Genomic DNA, 19,282 nt, shown 5'->3' with positions numbered 1-19,282 from the left:
CGGATCAACCCCTACCTGTGACCACCCCGCTTACACAGACAAGTTGACACGCCCGGCCACCGGGGAGGGTTACACCACTATCCGGGACTCAACTCCTCGACGACCACCCGCTCATCGACTTCTCCCTCTTCCGCGACCGGACTTTCACCGTCGCCATCATCACTGGATTGCTGCCGCTCGCAGCCTGGTCGGCCGCCGCCTACCTGGCCGGGATCTATCTGCAGTCCGTGCTCGACATCCCCGTCCTCCACGCAGCACTCTTGGCGCTTCCAGGGGCCGTCGTGCTGACCGCGACCTGCATCATCACCCCGATGATCGTCGACCGCGTCGGCAAGCGCACCGCACTGCTGGTGTGCCACTTCTCGATCGCTGCCGGTCTGCTCCTGCTGCTTCCCACCACGGTCACCGGCGGCATCAGCTGGTACCTCGCCTCGACCGCCGTTGCGGGCGTCGGCTACGGCATCTCCTTCGCCGTCGTCGCGGACACGGCCGTGGCTGCGGTTCCTCCCGAGCGCGCCGGATCAGCCGGTGCCATCGCTGAGACCAGCAATGAGATCGGCAATGCACTCGGCATCGCATTGCTCGGATCGCTGGCCGCCTTGCTCTTCCGTCTCCAGGGTCCCGATCTCGCGCCCACGCTCGACGAGACACTCCAGCTCCCCGATCTGACAGCGAGACTCGTGACCGACGCCAAGGCGGCCTTCCTCACGGGCCTGCACATGGCCGCAGCAACCGCCGCCTCGCTGCATCTCCTCCTTGGCCTCCTCGCTCTGCGTTGGCTGCCCCGCGAAGCTCTCACCCCCACGACTGAGCAGGAAGCGGCTTCGACCCGATGACCCACACCAACGCGCCACTCTCCGTCGAAGGACGACGACGCCTCGTCGAGCGGTGCAAGACCCGCCCGATCGCCCACGTAGCAGCGGAAATGGGAATCTCACGCGCCTGCGCATCGAAGTGGGTCAACCGATGGCGGCGTCTCGGCGACGCCGGACTTCAAGATCGACCGTCGACTCCGCATCGGAGTCCGGACGCGACACCCGCATGGGTCATCGAGCACATCGAGACGTGGCGGCGCGAACACAAGTGGTCCGCCCAGCGCATCACCGACGAGCTCGCCGACCTTGGGTTCACGATCAACCGTCGAACCGTGACTCGACACCTGACCCGACTCGGCCTCGCTCAACGACGGTTCATCGACCCAGGAGGAGACAACAACCGAAAGCCAGGGAAGATCACCGCCCGCTGGCCCGGGCACATGGTGCACCTGGACGTGAAGAAGGTCGGCAGGATCCCCGACGGCGGCGGATGGCGCATCCACGGCCGTGACAGTGACCAAGCCAAGGCCGCCGGTCGCGCCAAGTCAGCGGGCGCACGGCGTGGGTACACCTACCTGCACTCCGCCATCGACGGCTTCTCCCGGCTCTCCTATACCGAGCCACTACCCGATGAGAAGGGAGCCACCGCGGCGGCCTTCCTATCCCGAGCCAAGGCCTGGTTTGCCGCCCACGGCATCACGCACATCCACCGAGTCGTAACCGACAACGGCGCGTGCTACCGCTCCGGAGACTTCGCCCGGATCGTCGGCAACCAGTCTCGGCACCAGAAGACCAAGCCGTACACACCTCGCCACAACGGCAGGGTGGAGCGCTACCAGCGGATCCTGGCCGAAGAACTGCTCTACGCCCGAGACTTCACCAGCGAGGATGCCCGCTCAGCCGCGATTGCGGTCTGGAACATCCACTACAACTACCACCGACCACACTCAGGCGCGGGCGGCCAGCCACCGGCATCCCGGCTGCGGGAAGGCGTCACCAACGTCCAGCCCTCATACACCTAGACTCGGGCCCCATGAGCACCCCGCAGCCCGACGCCGCCCGCCCCGACCGCGACCGCCTGCCCGAACAGGTCTCCGACATCTTCGACCCCACGCGCTGGCGCGTGGTCGAGGGCTTCGACTTCGAGGACCTGACCTACCACCGCCAGGTGGAGCGCGACGCCGACGGCCGCTGGGTGCGCGACCTGCCCACAGTGCGCATCGCCTTCGACCGCCCCGAGGTCCGCAACGCGTTCCGCCCCGGCACCGTGGACGAGCTCTACCGCGCCCTCGACCACGCCCGCATGACCCCGGACGTGGGCACGGTGCTGCTCACCGGCAACGGCCCCTCCCCCAAGGACGGCGGCCACGCGTTCTGCTCCGGCGGGGACCAGCGCATCCGCGGCCGCGACGGCTACCGCTACGCCGAGGGGGAGACGGCCGAGACCATCGACCCGGCCCGCGCCGGACGCCTCCACATCCTCGAGGTCCAGCGCCTGATGCGCACCTCCCCCAAGGCGATCATCGCCGTCGTGAACGGCTGGGCGGCCGGCGGCGGCCACTCGCTCCACGTGGTCGCGGACCTCACCCTCGCCTCCCGCGAGCACGGGAAGTTCAAGCAGACCGACGCCACCGTGGGCTCCTTCGACGCCGGCTACGGCTCGGCCCTGCTCGCCCGGCAGGTGGGCCAGAAGCGCGCCCGCGAGATCTTCTTCACCGCCCGCGAGTACTCGGCCGAGGAGATGGTGGCCATGGGCGCGGTGAACGAGGCCGTGGACCACGAGCGCCTCGAGGAGGTCGCCCTCGAGTACGCCGCGGACATCAACCGTCAGTCCCCGCAGGCCCTGCGCATGCTCAAGTTCGCGTTCAACCTTCCCGACGACGGCATGGCCGGCCAGCAGGTCTTCGCCGGCGAAGCCACGCGCATGGCCTACATGACGGACGAGGCCGTGGAGGGCCGGGACGCGTTCCTGCAGAAGCGCGACCCGGACTGGTCCGCCTTCCCGTACCACTTCTGACCGACCACCACGGCAGGACGGAGACCCGCCCATGCTCGCACTGCTCAACGACCAGCCCATCCTCGTCCTCATGGCCACCGTCGCCCTGGGCGCCGCCGTCGGCACCATCCCCCTGGGCAAGATCCGCCTCGGCGCCTCCGGAGCCCTGTTCGTGGGCCTGCTCGTCGGAGCGGTGCTGCCCGACGTCGGCGACCGGCTGGCCCTGTTCCAGAGCTTCGGCCTGGCCCTCTTCGCCTACCTGATCGGGCTCGGCGCCGGCAAGGTGTTCTTCCGGGACCTGCGCCGCAACCTGCCCCTGATGCTGGCCGCCGTCGTCGTGGTGATCCTCACCGCCTTCACGGTGCACCCGCTGGCCGCGCTGCTCCACCTGGACCTGCCGACGGCGATCGGCGTGTGGACGGGTTCGCTCACCGCGACGCCGGCGATGGCGCTGGCGAACCAGCTCACCGGCGGGCAGGCCCCGGCCGTGGGCTACGGGCTGTCCTACCTGGTGGGCGTGGTCGGCACCATCATCGCGATCACCCTGCTCGCCGCCCGCCCGTGGAGCAGTTCCCCGCGCGATCCGGCGCCGGTGACCGACGGCAAGCTGCGCTTCACCGCCGCGGCCGCCACCTCCGCCCTCGCCGTGCGGGACATCCCGGGGATCTCCGAGGGACTGGTGCGCGTGGTGGCGCTGCGCCACGGCGGCATGGCCCGGATCGCCGGCTCCGCCGACCGGATCGAACCCGGGGACGAGGTCGTCCTGGACGGCACGGAGAAGAACATCGACGCGGCCGTGCAGGCCTTCGGCCGACGCACCGGCGCCGACCCGGCGCGGGTGATGAACCCGCTGCAGACCTCCATGGTCATCGTCACGGCCCGCGCCCTGGCCGATCGCCGCCTGGGCACGCTGTCCCTGCGCGAGCGCTTCGGCACCGACGTCGCCCGGCTGCGGCGCGACGACGTCGAGTCGCTGGCCACCCCGCAGACCGAGCTCAAGGTCGGCGACCGGGTGCTCATCGTGACCACCGCGCCGCGGATGGAGGCGGTGCGCGACTTCTTCGGCAACTCGACGCGCGGGCTCTCGGACCTGGACTGGATCTCCCTGGGCACGGGCATGGCGCTGGGCTACCTGCTGGGCATGGTGACGATCCCGCTTCCGGGCGGGGCCTCCTTCTCCCTCGGCCCGGCGGCCGGGTGCATCCTCGTCGGCCTCGCCCTCGGTGCGATCGGCCGAACGGGACCCACGGTGTGGGAGCCGTCCACGGAGATCGCACTGACACTGCGGCAGTTCGGCCTCATGCTCTTCCTGGGCGTGGTGGGCCTGGCCGCCGGCCCGGCGTTCATCGAGACGGTGTTCACCCGGGTCGGCGGGCTGGCCATCCTGATGTCCGCCGTGCTCACCGCGCTGACCGCGGCCCTGCTCATCGCCGCGGCACGGCTGCTGGGGCAGTCCGTGGATCGCACCTTCGGGGCGCTGGCGGGCATCACGGGCCAGCCGGCGATCCTGGACTACGCGCTCTCCCGGTCCACCGACGCCCGCGTGACCGAGGGGTACGCCCAGCTGTTCGCACTGATCATGGTGGTCAAGATCGCCACCGTGCCGTTCATGCTCTGACCGGCCGGGCGGGTCCGGTCTGCCGGGCGGGTCCGTCCGACCGTCGGGCCTCCTACACTCGGGGCCATGCCCGCCACCGCCGATGCCCTCGCCCGCGCCACGGACGCCCTCGCGGCGGCCTTCGACGGCGGCGCCCCCGTCGAGCTGACCGCCGACGGCGCCGCGCTCCCCCGGCCCGAGGCCCGCGACCCGCGCCGCTGCGGGGACCCGGACGCCGTCGCCGTGGTGCGCAGCTCCGGGTCCACGGGCACGCCGAAGCAGATCGTCCTGACCGGCGCGGCCCTGCGCGCCTCGGCCGCGGCCACGGCCCGGCGGCTCGGCGGCGAGGGGGCGTGGCTGCTGGCCCTCGGCGTGCACTACGTGGCCGGGCTCGCCGTGCTCTCCCGCTCGATCGCGGCCGGGACCGCACCCGTGGCCCTGCCACCGGGCCCGTTCACGCCCGCGGCGTTCGCCACCGGGGCGGCCGCCCTGCCCGACGACGCCGGCCCCCGGCTCGTCTCGCTCGTCCCCACCCAGCTCGCCCGCCTCCTCGCGGCCGACGCCGACCCGGCCGGGCGGGCGGCCCTGCGCTCCTTCGACCGCGTGCTCGTGGGCGGCGCCCGGCTCGATCCCGCGCTGCGGGCCGCGGCCGAGGCGGCGGGGGTGCGCCTCACCGCCACCTACGGCATGGCCGAGACGTGCGGCGGCTGCGTCTACGACGGCGTGCCGCTGCCCGGCGTCACCGCCGCGGTGGCCCCGGACGACCCCGACGCCCCGCCGCGCGTGCGCCTGGCCGGGCCCATGGTGGCGGCCGGCTACCTCGACAACCCCGCCCGCACCGCCGCCCACTTCGTCGCTGCCGCGGACGGCGCCCGCGCCTTCCTGACCGAGGACACGGGCGTGCTCTCCCCCACCGACGACGGCGGCGTGCGGCTGGCCGTGACCGGTCGCCTGGACGACGTCGTCATCACGGGCGGGGTGAAGGTGTCCGCGGCGGCGGTGACCGCGGTGCTCGAGGCGCACCCGGGCGTCGCGGCGGCCCACGTGGCCGGCGTGCCGGATCCCGAGTGGGGCGCCCGGCTGTGCGCCGCCGTCGTGCCCGCCCACCCGGCCGCGGCCCCCGACGAGGCCGTCCTGCGCGCCCACGTGCGCGAGGCGCTGGGTGCGGCCGCGGTGCCCAAGACGTGGCTCGTCCTCGACGCCCTGCCCCTGCTCTCCACCGGCAAGACCGACCGGCAGGCCCTGGCCGCCCGGTTCACCGCCGGCTGAGCGCCGCCCCGCCCGCGTGGGAGAATGACCCGGGCCCGGCCGACGTCGGGCCCCGGCCGCGCGCCGCCGTCGACCCGGCCCGCCGCGCGCCGCTGCCCACCCCGCTCCCCAGGAGGAACCCCCGCCCATGGCCGCCACGCTCTCCCAGTGGGTCGCCGCCGCGCGCCCGCGCACGCTGCCCATGGCGATCGCCCCCGTGATCGTCGGTTCGGCCGCCGCCGCGGAGCTCGGCTCCTTCCACCTCGGCGCGGCGCTGCTGGCCCTCGTGGTGTCGCTCGCACTGCAGATCGGCGTGAACTACGCCAACGACTACTCGGACGGCATCCGCGGCACCGACGACGAGCGCGTCGGCCCCTTCCGGCTCACCGTCTCCGGGCTCGTGCCCGCGGCCCAGGTGAAGCAGGCGGCCTTCGCGTCCTTCGGCCTCGCCGGGCTGGCCGGCCTGGGGCTCATCCTGCTCTCGGGGCACTGGTGGTTCCTGCTGGTCGGCGTCGCCTGCGTGCTGGCCGCGTGGTTCTACACCGGTGGGAAGCGGCCGTACGGGTACCTCGGCCTCGGCGAGGTGTTCGTGTTCGTGTTCTTCGGGCTGGTGGCCGTCCTCGGCACCACGTACACCCAGGCCGACGCCGTCAGCGGCCTGGCCTGGGCCGGCGCGATCGGCTGCGGGCTGATCTCCACGGCCCTGCTCATGGCCAACAACATCCGGGACATCCCCACGGACCGCGAGGTCGGGAAGATGACGCTGGCCGCCCGCCTGGGCGACGGACCCGCGCGGGCGTCCTACGGCGTCATGCTGGCCGTCGCCCTGCTGCTGCCGCTGTTCTGGGTGGCGGTGCACCCGGGGCTGCTGCTCGTGCCGATCGGCGGCCTGCTCGCGATCCGGCCGATCCGCACGGTGCTGCGCGCCGACGACCGCCGGGCGCTGATCCCGGTGCTGCGCGCGACCGGCGTGATCGGGATCGTCTACGCGATCACGTTCACTCTCGGCGCGCTGCTCTGAGCCGCACGGGGTGACGACGGCGTCGGCGGCGGCATCCGCCCCGTCGCCCCGCGGGGCTCACTCGCGGAACCGGCCCTCGGTGTAGGCGTCCTCGGCGTCCGCATCGGCGGTCTCGGTGCGGCCCCGGCGGCCCGGGCGGCCCTCCCACGCGGCGGACAGGTCCTCGGTGGCCCCCGTGCGCAGGCGGCCGAGGAAGAGGTAGCTGACCGCGAACGTCAGGATCGTGGCCGCGATCACCCCGAAGATCATCCCGAGGTCCATCACGTAGTAGAACAGCGCCCACAGGGCGACGAAGACGACCACGCGGACCAGACCGTAGAAGAAGATGCGCACCGGTCCATCCTACGAGGAAGGACGCCCCGCCCGCCGACCGCCCAGCCCGCGCCTAGACTGGAAGGATGGGCCGCTTCATCATCCCCGCCGCGATCATCCTCGCGGGCCTGACCCTCTACGCGCTGTTCGAGGCGCTGCTGACCCCCGCCCGCGAGGTGCGCAGCCTGCCGAAGGCGGCGTGGGTGGCGGCCATCGTGCTCGTGCCGCTCGTGGGGCCGCTGCTGTGGCTGCTGCTCGGCCGCGCCCGCCCGGCCGGCGCGGCCGGCCGCCCGGCGCCCCGGCCCACCGGGGCCCCGGACGACGACGAGGCGTTCCTGCGCAGCCTGCGCATGCAGCGCCGCCAGGACGCCCGCGAGCAGGACCTGGACCGCCGCGAGGCCGAGCTGCGCGCCCGCGAGGAGGAGCTGCGCCGTCGTCGGGAGCAGGGCGACGACGACGCCGACCCGGACGGCGACGGCCCGCGCGCCTGAGGGGCCCCGCCGGACTCAGCCGGGCAGACCCGCGTACGAGTGCAGGCCCGGGAAGTACGTGTTCACGATCGTGTAGTTGAACACGATGCACAGGAAGCCCACGATGCTCAGCCAGGCCGCGCGGGCGCCGGTCCAGCCGCGGGTGGCGCGGGCGTGCAGGTACGCCGCGTAGACCACCCAGATGACGAAGGACCAGACCTCCTTGGTGTCCCAGTTCCAGTACCGGCCCCACGCGGCTTCGGCCCAGATGGCGCCGGCGATCACGGTGAACGTCCACATCACGAAGGCGATCGCGTTGAGGCGGTAGGACCAGTTCTCCAGCCCCTGCGCGGCCGGCACGAGGCGCAGGAACGCCCACGAGCGCTCGCCCGCCGCGGCGCGCTTCTCCGCACGGTCCTGCAGCAGCTGCAGCACGGACATCGCGGCGGTCAGCGCGAACAGCGAGCTGGCGAGCACGGCGATGGACACGTGGATGACGAGCCACGGCGACTGCAGCGGCGGCTGGAGGTGGCCCACCGGCGTCGGGAAGCCCATGGTGGCCGCGCACATCATGGCCACCGTCAGACCGGTGACGAACGTGCCCACGAAGCGCAGGTCCTTGCGGAAGAGGAACAGCAGGTAGACGGTCGTGATCACGAGCGCGCCGGTGGTCATGAACTCGTACAGGTTGCCCCACGGCACGCGGGAGGCGGCGAGGCCGCGGGCGACGACGGCGAACGCGTGCAGCGCCCAGCCCACGGCCAGCACGGCCACCGCCACGTTGGCGATCGGGCGGCGGCCGCCTCCCGTGTAGTCCATGTCCTCGTCCACGAGGTCGGCGTCCGCGTCGATGCCGCGCTCGGCGGCGGCGACCGGCCGGGCCGTGTCGGAGTCGCTCGCGCCGACCGCCGTGGACCCGCCGACGGCGGCCCCCACGGTCTCGCGGTCCGGAGCGGTGCGCACCTGCCCGCGCTGGGCCGCGAGGTCGGCCTCGAGGCGGCGGATGGTGGCCGAGGCGGTGGCCATGTCGATGGTGAACAGGATGAACGCCGCCGCGTACACGAGCGCGGCGATGAGCATGAAGAGGTCGCTGTACAGCGCCAGCTGCTCGTTCACGGGGGCCGTGGGGTTGAACACTGTCAGTCTCCTGATCGGGCGTCGGCGGGGCCGGCGGGGGGCTCGGGGGTGGGGGGGGTGGACTGGGGGGCGGCACCGGCCGCGGCGTCGTCGGCCGTCTCGGTGGCGGCGACGATGGGCCACCACTTCTCCATGGCGGCGCGCAGGGCCACGTGCTCCTCGTGGAGGCCGAACTCCTCGCCGCGGGCGAGCAGCGCGTATTCCACGCGGGTGCGGCCGTCGTCGTCGGTGCGGGCGCGCACCCACACGCGGCGGCGGCGGACGAACAGGCTGATCGCCAGGCCGAGCAGGGCGGTGCCGGCGAACACGCCGACGCCCCACTTGCCCGGGTCGTAGTGGATGTCCAGGCCGACGTAGCGGCGGACGCCGTCGAAGCTGATGGAGCCCTTGCCCTCGGGCAGCTCGTACGTCTGGCCCGGGCTGAGCACGATGCCGCCGTTCTCGTTGGTGCGGCTGTTGAGCTCGGTGAGGGTTGCGGTGTCCAGCACGTACACGTTCTGCGGGCGGCCGGAGTCCAGGCCGAGGTCGCCGACGTACGAGTTCAGCTGCAGCTGCGGGCGCAGCAGCTCGGGGTCGGCCGAGAAGGCGGCCCCGTTCTCGTCCTCCACCGCCGTGGGCAGGAAGAAGCCCACGAAGCCCAGCTGGTCCGGCCGCGCGTCGGGCACCTTGAGGGTGGCCTGCGAGCCGTAGTTCTGGTCGAACACGCGGGTGACCACCGGGCCCTGGAACGCGATGTCGCCGTTGCCGTCGCGGACGGTGACCACGGGCGCGTAGCCGTTGCCCACGAGGTAGACGCGCACGCCGTCGATGTCCAGCGGCTGGTTGACCTTGAGGATCTGGCGCTGGAGCTCGCCGCCGGAGCCCTCGCGGACGTCCATGACGGCGGTGTAGTCCAGCGGCTGGCCGTAGTGGGTCTCGGACTCGCGGTCGAACACGGCGTCGAAGGAGTCGAGGGTGAGGGAGAACGGCTGGAGGTCGTCCGCGCTGAAGTAGGTGCCGGGGGTGAAGGAGTCGTAGGCCACGAGGTTGTTGGCGAAGCCCTCCCCCTCCACGATGATCTTCTGCCCCGTGTACTTGGTCATCCCGCCGTAGGCCATGAACACGAGCACGCCGATCAGGGAGAGGTGGAACAGGATGTTGCCGATCTCGCGCAGGTAGCCGCGCTCGGCGCCCACGGAGGCGCCACCGTCCTCGAGGCGCCGCTCCACACGGTAGCGCCGCTTGCGCAGCCACGCCTGGGCGCGGGCCACGGCCTCCTCGGGGCTCGGGCCGCCCTCCTCGAGGACGACGACGCCGGAGGCCGGCAGGCGCGTCAGGTTGCGGGGGGTGCGGGCCGGGGGCTGGCGCAGGGCCTTGGCGTGCTGGATGGCGCGCGGCCACACGCAGCCCACGAGGGAGACGAACAGCAGCAGGTAGATGGCCGAGAACCAGACGGAGTTGTAGACGTCGAAGAACTGCAGGGCGTCCAGGACGGGGCCCCACACGGGGTTGTCCTCGATCCACTGGTCCACGATCTCGGGGCCGGCACGGCGCTGGGGCACGAGGGAGCCGGGCACGGCGGCGACGGCGAGCAGGAGCAGCAGCATGAGCGCGGTGCTCATGCTGGTCAGCTGGGTCCAGATCCAGCGCAGGGTGCCCGCCAGGCCGAGGCGCGGCAGGGTGACGGGCTCGGAGCGCGTCCGGGCGGCCTTGGAGCTCACAGGGGCATCTCCCATTCGTTGGCGAACCACAGCTGCAGCTGCGTGGTCCAGGCGGTCCAGACGCCGGTGACCATGAGCAGGCCCAGCGCGATCAGCAGGGCGCCGCCGAGGCGCATGATCAGCACGCGGTGCCGGCGGAAGAACCCGAGGGCCCGCATGCCGCGCTCCATGCCGAGGGCCATGAGCACGAACGGCAGGCCCAGGCCGAGGCAGTAGAGGAAGGCGAGCAGGGCGCCGCGGCCCACGGAGCCGGAGCTGGCCGTGGACATGGCCAGGACGGCGGCCATGGTGGGGCCGATGCACGGCGCCCAGCCCAGGCCGAAGGTCATGCCCAGCAGGGGCGCGCCGACCAGGCCGGCGGCGGGCTTGAAGTGGACGCGGCGCTCCTGCTGAAGCCGGCCGCCGCCGCCGAGGAACACGAGGCCCATGAGCATCACGAGCACGCCGAGCACGGGGGTGACCCAGGCGCCGTCGCGCCGCAGCCAGACCATGGCCTGGGTGAACACCACGGTGATGCCCACGAACACCACGGCGAACCCGAGCACGAACAGCACGGAGCCGAGCACGAGGCGCCCGCGGCGGCGGCTGGTGAGCACGTCCCCGCCGAGGCCGGTGACGTACCCGAGGTAGCCGGGCACGAGCGGCAGCACGCACGGGGAGAGGAAGGAGATCAGGCCGGCCAGCACGGCGATCGGCGCGGCCAGCAGCAGGGAGCCGTCGAGGGCGATCTCGGCGAAGGGGTTGCTCTGCATGGACACGGCGGCCGGGTCAGGCCGCGGCCTCGTCCACCACGGTGGTGAGCAGGGCGCGCAGGGTGGACTCCTCCACGGCGCCGAGCACGCGGGCGGCCACGCGGCCCTCGACGTCCAGGACGAGGGTGGAGGGCACGGCCTGCGGGGGCACGTAGTCGGTCATGTTCAGGAGCACGTCCCCGCGGGCGTCCTCGATGGACGGGTAGGGGATCTCGAAGGTGCGCTCGAAGGCCTGCGCGGTGGTGACGGTGTCCCGGACGTTCACGCCGAGGAACCGCACCCCCTGCGGGGCGAACTGCTCGTGCAGGGAGACGAGGTGGGGGGCCTCGACGCGGCACGGCGCGCAGGCGGCGTACCAGAAGTTCAGCAGGGCGGGGGTGCCGCGCAGGCTCGCGCCGGTCACGGGGGTGCCGTCGAAGAGCTCGGCGGCGAACTCCACGGGGGCGCCGCGCTCGGCGGGGGCGATCTCCAGGACGGAGCCGTCGCCGGCGATGTAGTTCTTGCCGTCCGCGTTGCCCGCCTGCCGCGCGAGCGAGTCGTCACCGCCCGAGCAGGCCGCGAGCGCCGGCGCCAGGCTGGCGAGGGCGAGGCCGGTCAGCAGGGTGCGGCGGGACGGACGGGGCGGGGTGTGCATGGCGTGACTGCCCTCCAGGGGATGCGCGGCGCTGGATTCCGGGGACCTGGGGAGTCTACTGTCCGCCCCGCATTCTGACTGAACCCTGGACGTCACACCCCCACCCCGTGGGAGGCCGCGGCCGGCGTCGTCGACGCCGGTCGCCGTCGGGGGGGCCTCAGGCGCCCGGCAGGGAGGAGGCGTCCTTGAGCAGGGCCTGGTTCGGTTCGTGGTACTCGACGCGCGGCACCCTGCGACCCTCCTCGTACACGAGCGAGGTCACGGAGGTCAGCGAGCACTCACGGCGGCGCGGGTCGTGCCACAGCGGACGGCCCTCGACGGCCAGGCGCGTCACCCAGATCGGCAGCTGGTGCGAGACGAGCACGGACTCGGCGCCGGGCCCCTCGGCGGCCACGGCCTCGCCGCGGAGCCGGTCGACGACGGCCAGCATCCGGGCGGCCTGCGCGCGGTACGGCTCGCCCCAGGACGGGCGCAGGGGATTGCGCAGCTGGGGCCATAGCCGCGGGTTCCGCTTCAGCGACGCCGCCACCTGGGACATGCCCTCGAAGGCGTTCTCCGCCTCGATCAGGTCCGGCTCGGTGACCAGCGGCAGGTCGAACGCGGCCGCGATGGGCGCGGCGGTCTGCTGCGCGCGGGTCAGCGGGGAGGCGGCGACGACGGCTGGCGCCCGGCCGGTCTGCGCGGCGCGCTCCGCGAACCACGCGGCCACGCCCCGGGCCATCTCGTGGCCGAGCTCCGAGAGCCCGAACTCCGGCAGGCGGCCGTAGAGGACACGATCGGGGTTGTGGACTTCTCCGTGACGGACCAGGTGGACGGTGGCGAGCGTCTGCATGAGGCCAGTCTGGCAGAGGCGGACCGGTGGCCCCGGCGGTAGCGTGGGGCACAGCTCGGCGCGACCGCGCCGCCACCCCCGTCCGCACCGAGGCGCCGCGAGCGTCGGCGTCGCAAGGAGGCCCCATGTCCGGCACCTCGCCCACCGATCCCCACGGCAGCCAGAACCCGTACGGCACCGATCCGTACGGCACCGCCCCGCAGGGGCCGGCCCCGGGCTCCCCCGACCCAGCGGGCGCGAGCCCGTACGGCCAGAACCCCTACGGCGCACCGCCGGCGACTCCGTACGGCGCCCCGGGCCAGGCGGGGATGCCCCAGGCCCCCTCCCCCCACGGCCCGGCCGGCTGGCAGTCTCCCGGCCCGGTCGAGCTGCCCCCGCGGCCGCGCTCCCTGACGGCCGCGTTCTGGCTGATCGTCTCGGGCGGCCTCCTGCTGCTGGCGACGACCCTGCTGGCGGCCTTCGCCCTCACCCAGCCGGAGGGCCAGGCCGCGATCCAGCAGGAGCTGGACCGGTCCGTCGAGCAGATGGATCTGCCCGCCGACCAGGCGGAGCAGATGCGCGCCATGATGGAGGGGATGCTCCCGGCCCTCGCCACGACGGCGGCCGTGTTCGGCGTGCTCGCGTTCCTCGTCTACCTGTGGGTGGCGTTCGCGATCCGCGGCGGCTCGCGCGCCGCGCGCATCGTCGGAACGGTGCTGGCGGCCCTGTCCGTGCTGGTGCTGGTCTCCAACGCCGTGATGGGGGCGTTCAGCCCGCTGGACCTGGCGTGGGTGGGCCTCGGCGTCGCCGGCATCGTGCTCGCCTACCGCCCGGACGCCACGGAGTACATGCGGCTGAAGGCCTGGCAGCGCTTCGCGCGCCGCTGAGCCCGCTCAGACCCGCGGGGCGTCCAGGAGCCGGCCCAGGCGGGCCGGGTCCACGCGCCAGAAGTCGCGCTGGACGCCGTCGACGAACAGCACGGGCACCTCGTCCGCGAACCGCTCGAGCAGGGCCGGGTGCGCGGCGCCGTCGACGGCCTCCCAGGCCTCGCCCCGCACGTCGCACACCTGCGCCACCGTGGCCTCGGCCTCGGCGCACAGGTGACAGCCGGGCTTCACGAGCAGCTGGACACGGGCGGTGGCGGCGGGCAGGTCGGCGGTCATGGCCCCCACTCTACGGATCGCCGTCCACGACGAAGCCGCCGTCCCCCCGGAAGGGGACGGCGGCTTCGTCTCGTCAGCGCCCGGAGGGCGCGGGCGTCACTTCTTGTTGCGACGCTGGTGACGGGTCTTGCGAAGCAGCTTGCGGTGCTTCTTCTTCGACATGCGCTTGCGGCGCTTCTTGATCACAGATCCCATGGGGACTCCTTGAATCGGGGCGAGGGTCGGCGGTCGTGGGACCGCAGGCATCCGGGGCGCCGGACACGCCGACCCGCATTCCACCGGATGTGGAACGCCTGGAAACGTTCTCGGCCACAATACCGGCCGCACGGGCCCCGGTCGAACCGGGACGGGGACCGGCTCAGTCGAACCAGGGGTCCAGCCCGTGCAGCGGGAACACCTCGCGGCGCGTGGCCATGATCGACTGGTCCACCGGGTCGGCCGGGTCGTAGCCCACCTCCCACGAGCGCCACCACACGTCCGCGTCCTCGCCCATCACGGTGGGGATCCGCTCGGCGTCGTCCCCCTCGTGCACGGACATGTCCCCGGTCAGCTCGTCCGCGGTGAGGGCCCGGACGTGCTCGATCCAGGCGGCGGGGATCTCGCTCTTCACCGGGATCGGGGTCTGCAGGACGGCGGCGGTCAGGTGGGTCCACGCGCGCGGCACCACCCGCAGCGGGTTGTAGCCGCCGCCCCCGGTGGCCAGCCACCGGCCGTGCGCGAACCGGTCGGCCCAGTCGCCGACGTCGAACGCGAGCTGGCGCTGGCCGTCCACGCTCAGCCGCAGGTCGGCGAGCGGGTCCGTGCGGTGACCGTCGCAGCCGTGCTGGCTGACCAGCACGTCCGGGGCGAACGCCTGCAGCAGCGGGGGGACCACGGCGTGGGCGGCGCGCAGGAAGCCGGCGTCGCCGGTGCGCGGGGGCAGCGCGACGTTCACCGCTGTGCCCTGAGCGGCCGAGCCGCCGATCTCGTTGGCGAAGCCCGTGCCCGGGAACAGGCTGATGCCCGTCTCGTGCAGGGAGATGGTGAGCACGCGGGGGTCGTCGTAGAAGATCGACTGCGTGCCGTCGCCGTGGTGCGCGTCCACGTCGACGTAGGCGACGCGCTCCGCGCCGAGGTCCAGCAGGCGCTGGATGGCCACGGCGCAGTCGTTGTAGATGCAGAACCCGGACGCCGAGGACCGGGCGGCGTGGTGCATGCCGCCGGCGAAGTTCACGGCGCGGTCCACCTCGCCGGACCAGATCGCCTCCGCGGCGACGAGGGAGCCGCCCGCGATCCGGGCGGCGGACTCGTGCAGGTCCGGGAACACGGGACAGTCCTCGGTGCCCAGGCCGAAGCGGCCGTCCTCGGCCGACGACGTCGCCGCGGCCCGGCGGACGGCGGCGACGTACTCGGGGTCGTGGACGAGGGCGAGCTGCTCGTCCGTGGCCACGGGCGGCTCCACGATCCGCACGTGGGGCGCGTCCAGCAGGCCGAACGCCTCCACGAGCCGGTGCGTGAGGTCCAGCCGCAGGGGCGCCATCGGGTGCTCCGCGCTGAACCGGTAGCGGAGCAGGCTGGAGTCCCACACCACAGCGGCGGGGGTGGGAGCGGGAGGGGTGGACGTGGTGCTCATCACGGTCCAGCCTAGGGCTCCGGGCGGCACGGTGGCGACGAGCGCCTCGGATGTCTTGCCCGCGTGACGCGCGGGCCTCAGGGGCGCGCGATACTGGGAGCCGGTCCGTTCCCCGTCCCCGTGCAGGAGGTGCCCCGTGGCAGGTCCCCGTCCGACCCCGCACGCCCGCCGCCACGGCGGGGTGCGCCGGCCCGGCGGACTCCCCCGGCCCGGCCAGGCCTCCACGCTGGAGTCCTCGACCGACCTGCGCACGGCGTTGCGGCGCTCGGGCCGTGCCGTCAGCTCGGTGGTGGGCGGCTCCCCGGCCCGCGCCGCCCTCTCCGCCTTCGCCCTCATGGCCCTGGTGTTCACCGGGCTCCTCGCCCTGCCGTGGGCCGCGGCGGACGGCCACGCCACCCCCCTGCACGACGCCATGTTCACCGCGGTCTCCGCCTTCTCCGTGACCGGTCTGACCACCGTCAGCACGGCCGAGCACTGGTCCCCCGCGGGCCAGGTGGTCATCCTCGTGGCCATCCAGATCGGCGGCCTGGGCATCCTCTCGATGGCCTCGCTGCTCACGTTGGCCGTCTCCCGGCATCTGGGCCTGAGGTCGAAGCTGGCGACGCAGCAGGCGGGCATGACCTCCGGCAGTCTCGGCGAGGTCGGCCAGCTGCTGCGCGTCGTCGTCGTGACGGTGCTGACCGCCGAGGCCGCGCTGGCGCTCGTCCTCGTGCCGCGGTTCGCGGCCATCTCCGGCTCGTGGCTCACCGGCCTGTGGCACGGTGTCTTCTACTCGGTCAGCGCCTTCAACAACGCGGGGTTCACCCTGCACGTGGACGGCCTGCCGGAGATCATGCACGACCCGGTGGTCATCACGGTGCTCGGCGTCGGCGTGTTCCTCGGCGCGCTCGGCTTCCCCGTGGTCATGGTGCTGCTGGAGAAGGGGTGGCGGTTCCGGGAGTGGAACCTGCACACCAAGCTCACGGTCGAGGTGACGCTGGCCCTGCTGGTGCTCGGCGCCGTCGCCCTCTTCTTCTTCGAGGCGGGCAACCCGGCGACCCAGGCCGGCATGGGCTTCTGGCAGCGGGTCGGGCACTCCCTGTTCGGCTCCGTGATGACCCGCTCCGGAGGCTTCGCGATCGACGACACGAACGCGCACCAGCCCGAGTCCCTGCTGCTCATGGACGCGCTGATGTTCGTGGGCGGTGGGTCCGCCTCCACCGCGGGCGGCATCAAGGTGACCACGCTGGCGATCATGTTCCTCGCGATCGTGGCGGAGGCGCGCGGCGACCGCGAGGTGACGGCGCACGGCCGCACGATCGCCCCCGAGTCCCTGCGCGTGGCCATCGCGGTGCTCGCACTCGGGGCCACCCTCGTGCTCGTGGCCACTCTGGCGCTGGTGCACATCACCGACGAGTCCCTCCAGCGGCCCCTGTTCGAGGTGATCTCCGCGTTCGGCACGTGCGGGCTCTCCGTGGGCGTCTCCGCGGAGAGCCCACCGGCCGGCAAGTACGTCCTGACGGCCATGATGTTCGCGGGCCGCGTTGGTACGATCACGTTCGCCGCCGCCCTCGCCCTGCGCCAGCGGCGCGTGCTCTACCGCTACCCCGTCGAGAGGCCGGTCATTGGCTGACACCCCGCAGCGCACCGATCCCAACGCCCCCGTGCTCGTCGTGGGGCTGGGCCGCTTCGGCGCCGCCACGGCCGAGGAGCTCGTCGCACAGGGCCGCGAGGTGCTCGCCGTCGAGCGGGACCCCGTCCTCGTGCAGCGCTACGCCCCCTCGCTGACCCACGTGGTGGAGGCGGACGCCACCGACTCCGAGGCCCTGCGCCAGCTCGGTGCGCAGGACTTCTCGACGGCGGTGGTCGGCGTGGGCACCTCCATCGAGGCATCGGTGCTGATCACCGTGAACCTCGTGGACCTGGAGATCCCGCACATCTGGGTGAAGGCGATCAGCGAGGCGCACGGCACGATCCTCAAGCGGATCGGGGCGAACCATGTGATCTTCCCGGAGCACGACGCCGGCGTGCGCGCCGCCCACCTCGTGAACGGGCGCATGCTCGACTTCATCGAGTTCGACGACGACTTCGCGATCGTGAAGATGTACCCGCCGGCCGAGTGCGTGGGCTTCACGCTCGCCGAGTCCCACGTGCGCTCCAAGTACGGCGTGACCGTGGTGGGTGTGAAGACCCCGGGCGAGGACTTCACCTACGCCCAGCCGGACACCCGGGTGGGCCCGCGCGACACCCTCATCGTCTCCGGGCACACGGACCTCATCGACCGGTTCGCCGCCCGGCCCTGAGGCACGCCGGAGCCGTCAGGCCCCGAACTCCTCGGCCATCTCCTTGTCGCGCTGCGCGGCCGCGTCCATGGCACGGTTCACGAGGTCGCCCATGCCGCCGTCCAGGAACGCCTCCACGGCCTTCTCAGTGGTGCCGTTCGGGCTCATCACGGCCTTGCGCAGAGCCTCGGCCCTGGCCCCCTCCTGCTGGAGCATGATGCCGGCGCCCTTGACGGTGGCCGCGGCCATGGCCTCGGCGGAGGCGGCGTCCAGTCCCATCTCCGCACCGTGGGCGGCGATCAGCTCGGCCAGCAGGAACACGTAGGCCGGGGCGGAGCCGGCGGTGGCCACCACGGCGGAGAGCTGCTCCTCGGCCACCGGCACCACCAGGCCGGAGCCCTCGAAGAGAGCGCGCACGGCGGTGGTCTGCTCCTCGGTGACGCCCGGCCCGGGGGCCACGCCCACGACGCCGGAGCCCACCGTCAGGGGCGTGTTCGGCATGGTCCGCACGATCGGCTGCCCCGCGGGCAGCACGGCGGCCATGGTCGCGGCGGTGACGCCGGCTGCCACGGACACCACCACGGTCTCGGGGCGCAGCGACGGCGCCAGGTCCGTGAGGGTGGCGACCATGTCCTTCGGCTTCACGCCCACCAGGACGATGTCCGCCTCAGCGACCGCGGCATGGTTGGCGCGTTCGTCCCGCTCCTGGGAGGTCACGGTGACGCGGTGCTGCGCGGCGGCCTTCTCGGCGGAGGCGGCGGAGCGGGTGGTGGCGGTGACGTCCTCGGCGCGCACGGCGCCGGCGTCGAGGGCTCCGGCGAGGATCGCGCCGGTCATGGTGCCCAGGCCCAGGATGGTCAGCTTCATGGTCGGTCCGTCTCCTTCGTGGTCGGGCGCGGAACGCCGTCGTCGTCGTGGTGGTCGGTCCCGCCGGCGGCCAGGTGCTCGCGCGCGAACGCGAGCGAGGCGGCCAGCTTCTCCTCGCGCTGGCCCGCGTACTCCACGCCGCGGGTGCCCACCTCCACGCACACCGCGCCGGCCAGGCCCTCGGCCGCCAGGTGGCGCAGGGTCTCGGCCACGCGCTGCGTGCCCTCGCCGGGGACCAGGTGGTCGTCCTTGCCGGAGTCGTTGCCGTCGGTGAGGTGGACGTGCCGCAGCCGCGGGCCGAGCTCGCGGACGGCCGCCAGGGAGTCCGCCCGCGCGATGGCCGCGTGGGAGAAGTCCCAGCAGATGTGCTCGTACGGCTCGGGCAGCGGGTTCCAGTGCGGCAGGTACATCTTGGCCTCGCGGCCGTAGGCCCGCCACGGGTACATGTTCTCCACCGCGATCACCACGCCGGTCTCCGCCATGAGCTCGTGGATGCCCTCGGCGAAGCGCACCGCGTACGTGCCCTGCCAGCGGAACGGCGGGTGGGCGACCACGGTGGCCGCACCCACGGCCTGCGCCAGCTCCACGGAGCGGCGGATCTTGGACCACGCGGAGCCCCAGACCTGCTGCGTGAACAGCAGGGTGGGGGCGTGGATGGAGTCGATGGGCATCCCGTGACGCTCGGACAGCCGCGTCAGCCGCCGCGCGTCCTGGCTCCACGCGTTGTGCGTGACCATGACCTCCACGCCGTCGTAGCCGAGGTCCTCGGCGGTGGCGAACACGTCCTGGGTGCCCAGGGGGAACACGGACGAGGAGGACAGGGTCACGGGGATGTCCGCGCCGAAGCGCGCCGCGGGGGCCAGGTGCGCGGTGGCGTCCGCCATGC

General features: G+C 73.2%; 21 protein-coding genes. 10 read left to right on the top strand and 11 right to left on the bottom strand.

Features of this window, described 5'->3' with window-relative positions:
• Positions 1 to 113: 113 nt before the first annotated feature.
• From NR072_RS08850 to NR072_RS08825, 6 genes are all read left to right on the top strand, one after another.
• On the top strand, positions 114 to 836 hold the full coding sequence (locus NR072_RS08850; protein ID WP_225348922.1) for an MFS transporter: 723 nt from the start codon (positions 114 to 116) through the stop codon (positions 834 to 836).
• Positions 833 to 1,837, top strand: a complete 1,005-nt coding sequence (locus NR072_RS08845; protein ID WP_225348640.1) for an IS481 family transposase — start codon at positions 833 to 835, stop codon at positions 1,835 to 1,837. Before NR072_RS08850 ends, NR072_RS08845 begins: the two co-directional genes overlap by 4 nt.
• An 11-nt stretch (positions 1,838 to 1,848) precedes the next feature.
• A complete protein-coding gene (locus NR072_RS08840; RefSeq protein WP_051995303.1) occupies positions 1,849 to 2,832 on the top strand; it encodes a 1,4-dihydroxy-2-naphthoyl-CoA synthase in 984 nt (327 codons plus the stop codon).
• 31 nt (positions 2,833 to 2,863) lie between these two features.
• Positions 2,864 to 4,429: an aspartate:alanine exchanger family transporter gene (locus tag NR072_RS08835; protein WP_036316699.1), complete on the top strand. Its 1,566-nt coding sequence runs from the start codon at positions 2,864 to 2,866 to the stop codon at positions 4,427 to 4,429.
• A gap of 66 nt (positions 4,430 to 4,495) precedes the next feature.
• Positions 4,496 to 5,677, top strand: a complete 1,182-nt coding sequence (locus NR072_RS08830) for an AMP-binding protein (protein WP_095353665.1) — start codon at positions 4,496 to 4,498, stop codon at positions 5,675 to 5,677.
• A 127-nt stretch (positions 5,678 to 5,804) separates the two neighbouring features.
• Entirely contained in the window at positions 5,805 to 6,677 is an 873-nt protein-coding gene (locus NR072_RS08825) for a 1,4-dihydroxy-2-naphthoate polyprenyltransferase (protein WP_036316696.1), read from the top strand.
• A 57-nt stretch (positions 6,678 to 6,734) separates the two neighbouring features.
• On the opposite strand, the gene NR072_RS08820 is transcribed toward NR072_RS08825, so the two are convergent.
• Positions 6,735 to 7,010 (bottom strand): DUF4229 domain-containing protein, encoded by a 276-nt coding sequence (locus tag NR072_RS08820; protein ID WP_010080315.1) that lies wholly within the window; start codon positions 7,008 to 7,010, stop codon positions 6,735 to 6,737.
• 65 nt (positions 7,011 to 7,075) lie between these two features.
• On the opposite strand from NR072_RS08820, the gene NR072_RS08815 reads away from it, so the two are divergent.
• On the top strand, positions 7,076 to 7,480 hold the full coding sequence (locus NR072_RS08815) for a PLDc N-terminal domain-containing protein (protein ID WP_256836893.1): 405 nt from the start codon (positions 7,076 to 7,078) through the stop codon (positions 7,478 to 7,480).
• Positions 7,481 to 7,495: 15 nt separating this feature from the next.
• On the opposite strand, the gene ccsB is transcribed toward NR072_RS08815, so the two are convergent.
• The 5 genes from ccsB to NR072_RS08790 all read right to left on the bottom strand — a co-directional run bounded on the left by ccsB (position 7,496) and on the right by NR072_RS08790 (position 12,514).
• Positions 7,496 to 8,596, bottom strand: a complete 1,101-nt coding sequence (gene ccsB / locus NR072_RS08810) for a c-type cytochrome biogenesis protein CcsB (RefSeq protein ID WP_225348641.1) — start codon at positions 8,594 to 8,596, stop codon at positions 7,496 to 7,498.
• A 2-nt stretch (positions 8,597 to 8,598) separates the two neighbouring features.
• On the bottom strand, positions 8,599 to 10,296 hold the full coding sequence (locus NR072_RS08805) for a cytochrome c biogenesis protein ResB (RefSeq protein WP_256836892.1): 1,698 nt from the start codon (positions 10,294 to 10,296) through the stop codon (positions 8,599 to 8,601).
• A complete protein-coding gene (locus NR072_RS08800; protein ID WP_036336893.1) occupies positions 10,293 to 11,048 on the bottom strand; it encodes a cytochrome c biogenesis CcdA family protein in 756 nt (251 codons plus the stop codon). The genes NR072_RS08805 and NR072_RS08800 overlap by 4 nt, the downstream gene beginning before the upstream one ends.
• A gap of 16 nt (positions 11,049 to 11,064) precedes the next feature.
• Complete coding sequence (locus tag NR072_RS08795) at positions 11,065 to 11,682, bottom strand: TlpA disulfide reductase family protein (RefSeq protein WP_036317264.1); 618 nt, start codon at positions 11,680 to 11,682, stop codon at positions 11,065 to 11,067.
• A 157-nt stretch (positions 11,683 to 11,839) separates the two neighbouring features.
• Positions 11,840 to 12,514 (bottom strand): histidine phosphatase family protein, encoded by a 675-nt coding sequence (locus NR072_RS08790; protein WP_135019522.1) that lies wholly within the window; start codon positions 12,512 to 12,514, stop codon positions 11,840 to 11,842.
• A gap of 125 nt (positions 12,515 to 12,639) precedes the next feature.
• Here NR072_RS08790 and NR072_RS08785 point away from each other — a divergent pair, with 125 nt between their 5' ends.
• Positions 12,640 to 13,380, top strand: coding sequence for a hypothetical protein (locus tag NR072_RS08785; protein WP_135019521.1), 741 nt, complete (start codon positions 12,640 to 12,642; stop codon positions 13,378 to 13,380).
• A 6-nt stretch (positions 13,381 to 13,386) separates the two neighbouring features.
• On the opposite strand, the gene NR072_RS08780 is transcribed toward NR072_RS08785, so the two are convergent.
• The 3 genes from NR072_RS08780 to NR072_RS08770 all read right to left on the bottom strand — a co-directional run bounded on the left by NR072_RS08780 (position 13,387) and on the right by NR072_RS08770 (position 15,268).
• Complete coding sequence (locus NR072_RS08780) at positions 13,387 to 13,656, bottom strand: glutaredoxin family protein (RefSeq protein WP_135019520.1); 270 nt, start codon at positions 13,654 to 13,656, stop codon at positions 13,387 to 13,389.
• 96 nt (positions 13,657 to 13,752) lie between these two features.
• On the bottom strand, positions 13,753 to 13,851 hold the full coding sequence (locus tag NR072_RS08775; protein ID WP_005504750.1) for a 30S ribosomal protein bS22: 99 nt from the start codon (positions 13,849 to 13,851) through the stop codon (positions 13,753 to 13,755).
• A gap of 163 nt (positions 13,852 to 14,014) precedes the next feature.
• Positions 14,015 to 15,268, bottom strand: a complete 1,254-nt coding sequence (locus NR072_RS08770) for an acetoin utilization protein AcuC (RefSeq protein ID WP_135019519.1) — start codon at positions 15,266 to 15,268, stop codon at positions 14,015 to 14,017.
• A gap of 136 nt (positions 15,269 to 15,404) precedes the next feature.
• Here NR072_RS08770 and NR072_RS08765 point away from each other — a divergent pair, with 136 nt between their 5' ends.
• Together NR072_RS08765 and NR072_RS08760 are read left to right on the top strand one after the other, a co-directional pair.
• The gene (locus tag NR072_RS08765) at positions 15,405 to 16,880 is read left to right on the top strand and encodes a potassium transporter TrkG (protein WP_256836891.1); all 1,476 of its coding nucleotides are present in this window, start codon (positions 15,405 to 15,407) and stop codon (positions 16,878 to 16,880) included.
• The gene (locus tag NR072_RS08760) at positions 16,873 to 17,550 is read left to right on the top strand and encodes a TrkA family potassium uptake protein (protein ID WP_002856329.1); all 678 of its coding nucleotides are present in this window, start codon (positions 16,873 to 16,875) and stop codon (positions 17,548 to 17,550) included. The genes NR072_RS08765 and NR072_RS08760 overlap by 8 nt, the downstream gene beginning before the upstream one ends.
• Positions 17,551 to 17,565: 15 nt before the next feature.
• Here the strand turns inward: NR072_RS08760 and proC are convergent, their stop codons facing one another.
• Both proC and NR072_RS08750 read right to left on the bottom strand, forming a co-directional pair.
• Positions 17,566 to 18,396: a pyrroline-5-carboxylate reductase gene (proC, locus tag NR072_RS08755; RefSeq protein WP_256836890.1), complete on the bottom strand. Its 831-nt coding sequence runs from the start codon at positions 18,394 to 18,396 to the stop codon at positions 17,566 to 17,568.
• Positions 18,393 to 19,280: a sugar phosphate isomerase/epimerase gene (locus NR072_RS08750; RefSeq protein ID WP_065572453.1), complete on the bottom strand. Its 888-nt coding sequence runs from the start codon at positions 19,278 to 19,280 to the stop codon at positions 18,393 to 18,395. The genes proC and NR072_RS08750 overlap by 4 nt, the downstream gene beginning before the upstream one ends.
• Between the last annotated feature and the right edge of the window lie 2 nt (positions 19,281 to 19,282).

Origin of the sequence: Micrococcus sp. Mcc89 (assembly GCF_024519795.1) — a bacterium.
GTDB classification, from domain to species: domain Bacteria; phylum Actinomycetota; class Actinomycetes; order Actinomycetales; family Micrococcaceae; genus Micrococcus; species Micrococcus luteus.
Note: the sequence above shows the minus strand (reverse complement) of the source record. Positions and strands in the feature narration are given on the sequence as shown.